The 12106-nt window shown below is 59.9% G+C and carries 10 protein-coding genes and 1 pseudogene; 3 read left to right on the top strand and 8 right to left on the bottom strand.

Annotated features, from left to right (window positions below):
- Positions 1 to 549 precede the first annotated feature (549 nt).
- The 5 genes from ASF27_RS22870 to ASF27_RS14230 form a co-directional block, all read right to left on the bottom strand.
- Positions 550 to 756 (bottom strand): hypothetical protein, encoded by a 207-nt coding sequence (locus ASF27_RS22870; RefSeq protein ID WP_210166276.1) that lies wholly within the window; start codon positions 754 to 756, stop codon positions 550 to 552.
- Positions 757 to 823: 67 nt separating this feature from the next.
- Complete coding sequence (locus tag ASF27_RS14245) at positions 824 to 1525, bottom strand: response regulator transcription factor CtrA (protein ID WP_056361102.1); 702 nt, start codon at positions 1523 to 1525, stop codon at positions 824 to 826.
- A gap of 341 nt (positions 1526 to 1866) precedes the next feature.
- Positions 1867 to 2124 carry a hypothetical protein gene (locus ASF27_RS14240; protein WP_156467536.1) on the bottom strand — a complete coding sequence of 86 codons (258 nt, stop codon included), beginning with the start codon at positions 2122 to 2124 and terminating at the stop codon, positions 1867 to 1869.
- Between the two features lie 149 nt (positions 2125 to 2273).
- The gene (locus ASF27_RS14235) at positions 2274 to 2708 is read right to left on the bottom strand and encodes a hypothetical protein (protein ID WP_056361096.1); all 435 of its coding nucleotides are present in this window, start codon (positions 2706 to 2708) and stop codon (positions 2274 to 2276) included.
- 5 nt (positions 2709 to 2713) lie between these two features.
- Positions 2714 to 3319: a recombinase family protein gene (locus tag ASF27_RS14230; RefSeq protein ID WP_056361092.1), complete on the bottom strand. Its 606-nt coding sequence runs from the start codon at positions 3317 to 3319 to the stop codon at positions 2714 to 2716.
- Positions 3320 to 4326: 1007 nt separating this feature from the next.
- Here ASF27_RS14230 and ASF27_RS22355 point away from each other — a divergent pair.
- On the top strand, positions 4327 to 4857 hold the full coding sequence (locus ASF27_RS22355) for a hypothetical protein (protein ID WP_156467535.1): 531 nt from the start codon (positions 4327 to 4329) through the stop codon (positions 4855 to 4857).
- Positions 4858 to 6164: 1307 nt separating this feature from the next.
- Here ASF27_RS22355 and ASF27_RS22350 read toward each other — a convergent pair.
- Positions 6165 to 6398 carry a hypothetical protein gene (locus ASF27_RS22350; protein ID WP_156467534.1) on the bottom strand — a complete coding sequence of 78 codons (234 nt, stop codon included), beginning with the start codon at positions 6396 to 6398 and terminating at the stop codon, positions 6165 to 6167.
- 341 nt (positions 6399 to 6739) lie between these two features.
- On the opposite strand from ASF27_RS22350, the gene ASF27_RS22345 reads away from it, so the two are divergent.
- Entirely contained in the window at positions 6740 to 7195 is a 456-nt protein-coding gene (locus tag ASF27_RS22345; RefSeq protein ID WP_156467533.1) for a hypothetical protein, read from the top strand.
- A gap of 346 nt (positions 7196 to 7541) precedes the next feature.
- On the opposite strand, the gene ASF27_RS14225 is transcribed toward ASF27_RS22345, so the two are convergent.
- Positions 7542 to 9704: a molybdopterin oxidoreductase family protein gene (locus tag ASF27_RS14225; RefSeq protein ID WP_056361089.1), complete on the bottom strand. Its 2163-nt coding sequence runs from the start codon at positions 9702 to 9704 to the stop codon at positions 7542 to 7544.
- Positions 9705 to 9944: 240 nt separating this feature from the next.
- Between ASF27_RS14225 and ASF27_RS14220 the strand changes: the two genes are divergently transcribed.
- On the top strand, positions 9945 to 11432 hold the full coding sequence (locus tag ASF27_RS14220; protein WP_056361086.1) for a PLP-dependent aminotransferase family protein: 1488 nt from the start codon (positions 9945 to 9947) through the stop codon (positions 11430 to 11432).
- Between the two features lie 470 nt (positions 11433 to 11902).
- Here ASF27_RS14220 and ASF27_RS14215 read toward each other — a convergent pair.
- A pseudogene (locus tag ASF27_RS14215) lies at positions 11903 to 12106 on the bottom strand (hypothetical protein); the annotation flags it as partial.

Here is a 12106-nt window from a genome sequence, read left to right as displayed (position 1 = left end):
ACCCTCGCCTCAGCTCAGGCCTTCCTCTACGCCGCCGCCATCATGATCCTCGTCCGAAGGCTGGGCCGAGCGTCATGACTTATCGGACGGACTCTAAGCGTAGGACCCTGAGCAGTCACGGCTGCTGGCGGTCACGCTCGGGTGGGCGGCAAGCCAGTCCCGCACCAGTGCCGAAGAGCAGTCGGGAAACAGGTCTACGATCCAATCCGCCCCTGAAAGTCTCACCCCGCAACAGTGCCGCAAGGGCATCGCCGGCGCTGGCTACGATGCATATGACCCAACCTGATCGGCAAAAGCCCGAGCGCCCGTCACTCTGGCGGGCACCGCGATGGCCGATGGGCGCATCAACATCACGCCGAAGCTCTATCGCGAGCAGGCGCGTGCCACCGGCGCGGTGCGCCCGACCTTCGAACTGACGAACACGCGGCGTCCTCCCCTACGAAGTTCGAAGCGGCCGCACCCGCAGCAACTCGATCTATTCGCGCTACGCGCATAGCTGAATACGCCGAATGGCGCACAGGGCGGACGGGATCTGAATAACTTGACCCGTTACCGGCACCAAGGGGCGACGCCACACCATTTCATCGGTTTCATCACAACCGAACCGGTGGTCTCAGGGTCTCGCCCGAGCGACACCAGGGCCCTGTGATCAGCGGCCTGTGTGGCGCGCATGAACGTGAACGCGGCAAGGCAGCAGAGAGCGAGCGATGCAGCCCACAGGGCGGCCCTGGTGGTCTTGATGGTGCGCTTGGTCATGCGCGCCAGGCTGAGGGCGAAGGGTTACCGGGAACCTAACGTCGGGATTTGGCCGGGGACGCCGGCGTCAGCTGGCCAGGGCACGCATCTCGGGCGCGCCTTCGCGCAGGACGTAGCCGCGGCCCCACACCGTCTCGATGAAGTTCTGGCCCCCGGAGGCGTTGGCGAGCTTCTTGCGCAGCTTGCAGATGAACACGTCGATGATCTTCAGCTCGGGCTCGTCCATGCCGCCGTAGAGGTGGTTGAGGAACATCTCCTTCGTCAGGGTCGTGCCCTTCCGCAGGGCGAGGAGCTCCAGCATCTGGTACTCCTTGCCGGTGAGGTTCACTCGGGTGTCGGCGATGGCCACCGTCTTCTCGTCGAGGTTCACCACCAGGTCGCCGGTGGTGATCACCGACTGGGCATGGCCCTGCGAGCGGCGCACGATGGCGTGGATGCGGGCGACGAGTTCGTCCTTGTGGAAGGGCTTCGTCAGATAGTCGTCGGCGCCAAAGCCCAGGCCCTTCACCTTGTCCTCGATGCCGGCCATGCCGGAGAGGATGAGGATCGGGGTCTTCACCTTCGACACGCGTAACGCGCGCAGCACCTCGTAGCCCGACATGTCGGGCAGGTTCAGGTCGAGGAGGATGATGTCGTAGTCGTAGAGCTTGCCGAGATCGATCCCCTCCTCACCGAGATCGGTGGTGTAGGTGTTGAACCGCTCGGATTTAAGCATCAGCTCGATGCTTTGCGCGACCGACGCATCGTCCTCGATCAGTAGAACGCGCATCGGTCAGGATCCTCAAGAGATGGAGGCAACCTGAAGGAACATCGGCAACAAACCGTTAAGCGCCAGCCCAGGCCCGGACATGGCAACGGCCACGGACGCTGGGACACGGTGCGCGTACATCCGGCGTCACCCCATCCCGGCATCGTGGCCGCTTTCCGATCCAGCGGCAGAGCCGCGATCGGTATCCTCCTCAAATGGGGGCTTTATGGTTAATTTTCAATGAAGCAGCCCCGCCGCCCGATCTGCTCACGGGCCGGCGGGGAGGATCGTCCATCTCACGGCTGAGCCGGTACGCAACATGGCTCGCGAGGAGGATGCAGGGTCGCTGGTTACCCGTTGGGTCAGGGCCGATCGATCCGCCGCGTGTCGAATTGAGACCCCGGCATCGGCGATGCGCTGCCGGATCGGGCCGCCCGCGCCATGGCGATCAACTCCCGCGCCGTCATGCCGTGGGCCGGCCGGCGAAGGGCCCCCTGCCCTGTTGCCACCAGCGCAGGCCGGCCGAGGGCGAGGCCGCTGGTGCGGACGTTGGTATCGTGGCTGCGCCACAGGCGCCGGAGCCGGGCGGCCCTGGTGTCGTTCGCTCCGCCGTCGCTCACTGACCGCATCCTGCCCCATCCCAGCCGGTTTCCGCGCCGCGGTAGCAAAGCTTGGCCGTTGGCGACATTCTTGAAGTGGCGGGGGGCTGCGCTAGCGAATCGTCCTGCAGCCGCCTCCAAGGCCGTGCTCGGCCCCCGGACCTCTCGGGTCAGACGTTCGGATACGGGCCCTTGAACAGGTCGCCCAGGGCCTTCCTTCGGAACAGGGTGCGCCAGCGCCGGCGCCGATGCTCGGGGCGATCGTGGTTCATGTGACAGCGCTGGCAGAACGCCGTGAGGTTCTTCGAACGATTGTTGGCGGTGTCATGATCACGGTGCCCTGTGGCCAGGACCACGCGCGTGGTCCGCACCTGCCCGAGGACGTCGTCGACGCCGATTGCGAGGCAGATGAAGCGCCCTGCCCCATCGCGCCAGGAGACCGCCTCCCCGTCCCACCACCGGCCATCGCCGAGGTGGAACACCCGCTGGCCATGTGGGCGGGCGCAGACCTCGCACCGGCCCCCTGCCCGCTGGAAGCGGATCACGGCCGAGAGCTGGGGCCAGTCGATGGGGTAGAAGAAGCGGTGCTCGCGTCGGATCGGCATGGGGCTCAGGCCTCCCCGTCGGATGCGGTCGCGGCCGCGGCGGCCTGGCTGCGGGCCCGGGCCTTGGGGAAGTAGCTGTAGAACGTGTCCCGGCTCACCCCGAGGCGCTTGGCGATGGCGGCGATCGAGATGGTGCCGGATTGCAGCAGGGCACGTCCCACCTCGAGGTCGGCGGGCGACAGCTTCTTCGGCCGTCCGCCCTTGCGGCCCCGTGCCAGGGCCGCCTTGAGCCCCTCCATGGTGCGCTCGCGGTTGAGGTCGAGGAAGTACTCGGCCATGGCGCCGTGCATCTGCAGGGCGAAACGGCCATGGGCGGTGTCGCTGTCGAACTGCTCGGTCAGGGAGCGGAAGTGGATCTGCTTCACCCGCAGGGCGTCGATGGTGCGCATCATCTCGACGAGGGATCGGCCGAGGCGGTCGAGCTTCCACACCACCAGGACGTCGGTCGGCCGCAGGTAGGCGAGCGCCGCCTCGAACTCGGGGCGTTTGGTGCCGGCCTTGCCGGACTTCTTCTCCTCGAACAGGCGTTCGCACCCGGCCTTGGTCAGGGCATCGCGCTGAAGGTCGAGGTTCTGGTCGAGGGTGGAGACGCGGGCATATCCGACGAGCATGTCGGGATAGTGATTCAGTGACGTTTAATCCGCAATAGAAAACCAGTCATATTTTCCCGACAGAAACTCGGCCGTTTTGCTGGGTTCAGGACCCGCCCGGTCCCAGCGTCGGAAAAACGATCGGATCTCCGACAATGCTAAGCTATGCACCGTGTGCGCGTGCAGCCTTTGCTGGGCATGCCGGCGGAGAGGAAGCTAAAAGTGGGAAGCGGTCATTCAGCTTTCGGATATAAGTTCATATAGAGTCGCGCGCAGGAGCTGTTATGTTTATCAATTATAACTTTCTTGCAGAGTTTTTTCTGGATGTTCATACATTCAAAACCGCGATAGCACGATCACTCAAGGTCTCTGCGTTCTGTATTTCTATTATTGTAATTTGTATTATATTTGAAATTGCGGATGAGTATGCATTCGTTTTTTATGTATCAGCTATAATATTGCCTTGCTTTATATTCTCTCGCTACACCCAACAACTTTTTACTTCAAAGCGGCAGTAGGCCCCTAAGTTCCTACCGAACGCCTACTGGGGGTGGGGAGCCGACCTTAATGTCAGGAGGAGCCACGTTGAAAGCAATTCACGCTGTAGCTGCTATTCCTATTGTTGTTCTCGTATCATTATCATCATTTGCGGCTTATGTCCTTGGTGACACTCCTCGCATTCCAATGCATTGGAATAAAAACTGGGAGCCGACTATGTATGCGCCCATTTTGATTGGATTGTCGATTATACCGGCAATGAGTTTCATTGTTATAGGATCATTCCTGACATCTATTCACCACAAGACAGAACATCAGCAAATTCGATATATAATAATTATTGGATGCATATTAATAGCATGTCACGTTTTTCATCTATACCTTGTTAATCGGTGGCTTACTACATCAGTAACTTAAACGTCTCCTATTGGTGGATTTGCTGCCGTCCGCTTTAAGATCAGGCATGCAGGAGGCGGACGTAGTGCTCGAAGGGTGTAAGGCTGCAAGCTATGGTGTCTCGGTGGCGATCAGTGATTCTCGCGACGGCGCTGAGCCTAACCATGATTGGCGTGGCTTCCGCGGAGGGCGCACGTTTTCGTATCGAGGACCCACTGCCAGACGAACTCAAGGGCCGTATTGCGGCGCTGATTCGCTCCGAGAGGCCGAGGGACGCCGATGCGGCACTTGCCGCAGCTAGGATCAGGGACAATGGATTATGGCGCGAGGGCGCCCCCCTGCTGCTGCGCATCGAGACCGGGTGTCACGGAGATCTCTGCATGGTGATGATCGGCAAAGTGACGAATCAAGCCATCATCCCTCAACTGACGCTCGGAGCCGGACCAACGGTCTCCGTGAGCGACGAGCTAGTTGAACTATGGGGCATCCGATCCACGAGCTTCATTTTTGAGGGCCATGGGGGCACGAAGATCGATGTCTGGGGTCGCCGGGGAGACCAGGGAGACAGTTGGATCGCTGATGCGTGCGGCAGCTGTTTCTCAGCATCTGAACCAAGCTTGAAGCCAGACCTATTGCCGCCGCCTTCGGACAATTCGCCGGATTGAGCCTGAAGACCCCTACTTTCGGGAGCAGCGTTGATCGGGCAATGCGGCAAGGTTGGGTCGGGATCTGATGGTCCGGTGTACGACTGGTTCGGATGGGAGCGGACCTGTCATCGCCCGCATTCTGCACGTCGAGCGGCGTCATCCCAGATGTAGCTTCCCGATGTCTGGTCAGAGCAGCGGTCGATCTCCCTATTGATCTCCCTGCATGCGTCGACGCAGAGCACAATCGCGAGTGTCATCACCGCCACAAACATCAGCGCGACCCATTTCATACCCACCTCTCTAGGAGCAGAGTGGCAACCCTATGTGGTGCATTGTCGATGTCCGCTGGGGGTCGCGAGGAGACATTTTTGACGATGTGGAGAACACTTATTATCGCAGGTGGATTAATCGTTGCAGCAACCTTCCAAGTGTCGGCCGGACCGAACTTGCCGACCGGACCGTACGAGGTCGATCTGAAAGAAGCGACACGCCGTTTCAAGGATATATTTGAGCGGACCTGTTACCGACATCGTCATGCGCTAGGGAAACTCATAACAGATCGACCATCGCCTGAGTTCGAGAAGATACCTCGACAATATCCTATACGTGATGAGGTGCAGAAATCGACAATCTTGGCGGAATGGGGAATGTTGTCACAAGGAGTAACTTATAAAATTGGCTTATTCCAATTAGACAGCAGCCCAGACATCACTACATGCAGTGTATTTTCTTTGTATATACAGAAGTCAAATTTGACAAAATACATATTAGATATCGACGGATTGAACATATTTAAGTATTTTGAAGAGAACGATAATTATTGCACTGCTATTGAGAGCAAGAATGAGCCGAATTTGAGAATTATATGTGCTGTGCCTAAGGCAAAACAGTTATACTATGGTTTCTGTCAGTTGTGGCTCTGGCAAGGGCCAGCGTCCTAAATAAGCTTGCGTAAGCGTATAAATGCCTAGTTTCCCGCTATCCTGCAACCTATCATTCGTTAGGCAAAAGGTCTGCAATGATCTGGGACTCCTTGGCCCACTCCACACCCGCTTGGGGTAAGAGATAACCTACGTCCGGGTTTGGTCGACATCGGCCGGAGCGCTCTAAGGCCAGGATGGGTGGTTTTGCGACCGTTCGCTTTAGAGCGCTCATTCATATAAGCGGACATTACTCTTGCGCGCTTTCTAGAATTTATCGGTCCTATCTTCTATGGTCGTGTCACTGGGCAAGTAGTCACAAATAGGATCTGAGTTGATGCGCTTAAGGTTGGCAGTCGCTTTTGTTCTGATTACAAATACTGCGAACGCAGATTGCAGACAACTTCAGTGCTTTTCCTGGTTCACAAGCAATTTCGACCAATGCGAAAAATCCACCACGCCAAAATCAACAGGTGATTCTGATTTTCTTAAAATAAATCTCATAATAAATTCAATTTCACTCAATGAAGATTGCTCTTCTAAAATCAGTGTTGATGGTGAGGACGCTAAAAAACTCGCAATTAAACACCTAAAAATCCCACAATGCCTGATTTTCAGTAGGACTGAGGGATCGCTCATCACGGTCGTTGTTAAGCGCTTGAAGGACGGGGGCAATTGGAGCCTGTATTGTCCTCCAAAAAATTTTTGAGTTGCCCTCTCTCAACATCCAATAAATCCGGTAGTCCAGACCAATCTGAAATTCCTGGGTGGCCGACGCTTGTTAGCTTCAGGGCGAAGGGTCGATGTCCCACCCTGAGCCGAAGTTTTCTGCGGGACGACGAACATCCTCCATGAAGAAGCGCGGGCGTAGGTCCTGGAGGCTGAGTTGGGTCGGGACCCGTCCGTCCGCTAAACGACCGGGTTTGGTGAAAGCGGACGGTATCCACCTGTCCCTAAGCACCTGAGCTAAAGCGATTGCGATGACATCACCACCACGCCTTTCGCGAAGCGAGCGACTTCGCCTTATCATTCCGGGTGTTTTCATCCTGCTGGTTATCCTAACACTTGCCGGATTCAGCTTCTGGCAAACATGGCGTAGTATTGAAGCTTACTATCTCGCTAAAAATGGTACAGAGATCGAAGCTACGGTAATATCAGCGAGCAGTTATAGGATAACGCTTTCTGGATTAGTAAAATTTAGAATATATGATAAAAATATTTATAGAGAATGCATTACAAAAACTGATTTTGGCGGAGAAAGTAATTATCTTAAATTCAAGCCGGGCGCCGTTATAAAAGTCATTCCACGATTCGGCTGCGATGAGCCGATCATAATCACGAGCATGAGGTTCCCAATAATCAAAATAATTCCGAGTATATTTTGTATTGCTTTCATTTTTCTACTGGCAAAAAATATTCGCCAGGCCTCCCGCTAGAAGTCTGCTTTGGGTTGGAAGCGGACGGTTCAGCTCATGGAGGGGTGGATTACCGCGCTCGAGGCTCAATGTCGGGAATACCGTCGGATTTCCGACAGGTGTAGGCCTGCATCCCTAATGATGCTTTAGCTGAGACCCCGCCGACCTGCCCTACGACCGTGTCGGGTGGATTTTTGCCGGTCCGCTTTCGGGCGTAAGGGCGGAAGAAGCGGACGCCTGGGTGTGCTTTCGACGAACACCGAGATGCTCTCACAATGCGTTCTCGGCGCAGGCTAACCTAAAGAACCATTGATCAGGAACAAGCGACCCGTAGGACGCTTGTTTATTGCTCAGCTAATCGCTGACCTCAGTTCGCCCGGGCAACCTCGACGAGGTTGTCTGAGAACGACGGTGCGTGGCCCATGTCGGTGAAGGCGCCCGACGAGATGCTGTTGACCGTGCCCTCGTTGAACTGGCGCCAGTAGCCCAGCGTCGCGACAACGATGCCCGCCTTCACGTCGTCGGTGATGCGGGCCACGCCCTTGAACGCGCCGCGGTCGTTGGCGACCCGGACCCGGTCGCCGTCCCGGATGCCGCGGGCGTCGGCGTCGGCTTGGCTGATCATCACGAACTGCTCGCCCTGGCCCTTCTGCTTGTCCGCCATGTTCGCGTAGCAGGAGTTCAGGAAGTAATGGCTCTTGGGCGAGACGATGTTGAGCGGGAAGCGCTTGGCGAGTTCCGGGTCGTTGGCGTGGGATTCCCGCGGGCCGAGGTAGTCGGGTAGCGGATCAAGCGCCTCGCCGGGCTGGAAGCCCTCGTACATCTGCCGGAACGGTGGCGCGACGAAGTTCGTGGCACCCTCGACCATGAACATGCACTTGCCGGTCGGCGTCGGGAAGTTGCCCTCGCGGTGGGGCGCGCGGTCGTCCGGCGTGCCGACCTTTAACCGGGCGAAGCCGTTCTCACGCATGTACTGGAGATCTATGCCCTCGCAGGCCGGGGCGTTCCAGTCGACGTAGTGCTCCAGGCACTCCGTGTCGGTCCACTTGAAGTTCTCTTCCTCGAAGCCGAGCCGGGCCGCGAGCTGACGGAAGATCTCGTTGTTCGGGATAGCCTCGCCGGGCGCATCCGCGCATTTGGTGTTGTAGGTCAGGTAGAGGTGGCCCCAGGACAGGATCATGTCCTCCATCTCCGCCCCCATCGTCGCCGGCAGCACGATGTCAGCATAGGAGGCGGTGTCCGAGATGAAGTGTTCGGCCGAGACCATGAACAGGTCCTCGCGCATTAGCCCGGCGACGATCTTGTCGGTCTCGGGCGCCTGCGTGACGGGGTTCGAGTTCCAGCACATCATCGACATGATCGGCGGATCGAGCTTGAGCTCGCCGGTAAGCGCCCGTCCGATCTGAAGGTTGCTGATGACGCGGGTGCCCTCCGGGATCAGGTCGGGCCGGCACATCACGTCGAACTTGTAGGGGTGCTCCCAGACGCCGAACTGCGTGACGCCGCCACCGACATGGCGCCAGGCGCCGGTCAGCGCCGGGATGGATGACACCGCCCGGATGGTCTGGCCGCCGCCGTAATGTCGCTCCAGCGCCACGCCCATGCGGATGCCCACCGGCTGCTCGGTCGCCATCTCGCGGGCGAGCTTGCGGATGTCCTGGGCCGGGACGCCGGTGATCTCAGCAGCCCATTCCGGCGTGCGGGTGCTGGCCCGCTCCTTCAACTCCTCGAAGCCGACCGTGTAGTTGTCGACGTAGTCCTGGTCGACTAGGCCTTGCTCGATGATCGAGTTGATGAGCGCCATGGCGAGCGCGCCGTCGGTGCCGGGCTTCGGCGCGATGTGCCAGTCGGCCGCCTTGGCGGTACGTGAGGCGTAGGTGTCGATGACGACGACCTTGGCGCCCTTCTTCTGAGCGTCCTTGACGATGGCCCAGTGGTGCAGGTTCGTGCTGACCGAGTTGCAGGCCCAGATCACGATGTACTTTGAGTGGATGTAGCTGTCCGGATCGAGGCCCGCTGTTGGGCCGACGGTGAGCAGCCATGCCGTGCACGAGCCCTCGCCGCAGAAGGTGCGCTCGGTCACTGTGGCGCCCATCCGGTTGAAGAAGGCGTCGCCGCCGTTCAGCCCGTGCACCAGGCCCTGGTTGCCGAGGTAGCTGTAGGGCGCGATGGCCTCGGGGCCGTACTGGTCGATGATCGCCTTCCAGCGAGTGACGATAGTGTCGAGGGCCTCGTCCCAGGTGATGCGCTCGAACTGCTTCGAGCCCTTCGGCCCGACCCGTTTCATCGGGTAGAGCAGCCGGTCAGGATGGTAGTGGCGCTTCTCGTAGTCCTTCAGCTTCACGCAAAGGCCGCCCCGGGTCATCGGGTGATCCGGGTTACCGCGCACGCTGAGCAGTTCCCCGTCTTTGACTTCGAACAGCATCGAGCATGTGTCCGGGCAATCGTGCGGGCAGCCGCCGAAGAAGGTCTCGGTGATGCTCTCGGCCTGGGCGACGAGCAGGGAATCGGGCTTGACGATCTCGTTCATGTTTCCTCCACGGCCGAGCGTCCCGCCTTATTTTTCTGGCGGGCCGGCCCGGTGCGTCAGCAGAATGCACTCAAGTGCAAACAATTCCAAATTTTGGTCCTGTGGAAGGGCCAAATGAGCGCTGGGTTGTGGTACCAACCGTTTTGTCGCGGATCGGGGGCGTGCGCCTGAGAGCTGGTTCGTGACGGCAGGGACGGGGTACGCCACGGCAAGCAAGCGACCTCGGGCAGGATGGAACGTGTGGAACTGACGCTCACCCTGGACGCCAAGTCCGAGAAGCCGCTTCAGGCGCAGGTGTTCGACCAGGTTCGGGAGATCATTCTGGATGGGCAGATCAAGGCCGGCATGGCTCTGCCTCCGAGCCGCCTTCTGGCGGAGCGACTCCGGGTGTCCCGCAACACCGTGATGTTGGCCTACGAACGCCTTGCGGCGGAAGGCTACGTCCGGGCGCGCGGCACGGCGGGCTTGTTCGTTGAGCCGATCTCGCCGGACAGCCTCCTACTGATCCAACAGGGAAGTCGGTCTCTCACGAACGGCCCGGTGCCGGACGCGTCGAGCGAGCCCCTGCTCTGCTTCGCGGGCTCGCCCGGTGGCGGAGGGGACCGCCCGGAACTCGACTTCTGGGTCGGGCGGTCCGATCCGGCGGGGTTCCCCCTGGCCATCTGGCGCCGGATCGTGACGCGCCTCCTTGCGCGGGAGACGACATACCTGACCGATTACTGCGATCCGGCCGGCCTCCCGGAGTTGCGCAGGGCCATCAGCACGCACCTACGTCGGGCCAGAGCGGTGGCGGTGACCGAGGATCAGGTCATCGTGACCACGGGCGGGCAGGACGCCCTCAACCTCGTGTTCAATCTGCTGAAGGGACATACCCGACAGCTCTGCATCGAGAACCCCTGCTACCTCGGAGCCTCGCTGATCTTCAGGAACGCCGACCTGGAGATCCATCCGGTGCCGGTCGACGGCGAGGGGCTGCGAACAGACCTTCTGCCGCCGGCCAAGGGCAGCCTGCTCTACGTCACGCCCTCGCATCAGTTCCCCACCGGGGCCACCATGCCGCTGGCGCGGCGCCTGGCCTTGCTGCGATGGGCGGAGGAGACCGACAGCTACATCGTCGAGGACGATTACGACAGCGACTTCCGGTACGACGGGCCGCCATTGACGGCCCTGGCCGGTCTCGACGGAGGTCGGCGCGTCTTCTATGCCGGGACGTTCTCCAAGTCCGTGGGCGCTGGCCTGCGCATCGGTTTCGCCACGGTCCCGCGCATGTTCTGGGACGAGGCGCGGATGCTGAAAGCACGGATGAGTAACGGCCAGGCCTGGCTTGAGCAGGCTGCGCTCGCCGCCTTCATCGACGAAGGGCACTTCGACCGGCACCTGCGCCGCCTGAGGCAGGTCTACAAGGCGCGCCGTGACTGTCTAGTTGGAGCACTGCGCAGGACGTTCGACGGGGCCGTCGTCCTCGGCGGCGAGAGTGGCCTGCATCTGGTCTGGCGCCTTCCACCCGGCTTTCCGCCCGCCCGGCAGATCCAGCTTCTCGCACGCGAGCAGGGCCTAGGGGTCTACGCCCTTTCGAGCGGGGCTGCCTACGATTTCGACCCCGGGGCACGGGACGACATGTTGGTCTTCGGATACTCGTCGCTCAACGAAACGCAGATCGAGACAGCGGTCGGCCAGTTGCAGCAGATATTGCTTGGGCAAGCAGACCGCGGCGAAGGCACGGGTTAGGTCTGCTTCAGAGCACCCGACGAAATGGCTTCTTCGGCGTAGTTGGGTCGGAAACGGACGGTTCAGCTCGTGAACGAGCGGGTTACCGGACCCGAGGCTCATGTCGGGAATACCGTCGGATTTCCGACAGATGTAGGCCTGCATCCCTAATGATGGTTTAGCTGAGACCCTGCCGACCTGCCCTACGACCGTGTCGGGTGGNTGCCCTGGTGTTCGGCCGTCTCGGCGACATGGTCGGCCGCAAGTACACCTTCCTCATCACCATCCTGACAATGTCGGGAATACCGTCGGATTTCCGACAGATGTAGGCCTGCATCCCTAATGATGGTTTAGCTGAGACCCTGCCGACCTGCCCTACGACCGTGTCGGGTGGGAAGCGGAATGGCGGCTTACGAGCACGGCTGATGATTGACCGACATTCAAATCGAGGCCGTGTCTGCCAGCGGCGATGCAGTCACCGGCATGGGCCGCTAATTCTCGTACCAGCCTACAATCCGGTCGAGGAGTACATGCGGTACCGTCAAGGCCGACAGCATCCGAAGGGTGAGGCACAGGAGGGTGGCGGCGGGGTCGTTTGCATCGGCGGCGTAGAGCGGCCAGAGGCCGGCGCCTAGAACAAGCGTCAGCCCGAATACCGGCAGCGAGGCGCAGACAGCCTTGCGCATCGTGTCAAT

This window comes from Methylobacterium sp. Leaf102 (assembly GCF_001422425.1).
In the GTDB taxonomy this organism is placed as follows: domain Bacteria; phylum Pseudomonadota; class Alphaproteobacteria; order Rhizobiales; family Beijerinckiaceae; genus Methylobacterium.
This window is presented reverse-complemented; position numbering and strand designations above follow the sequence as displayed.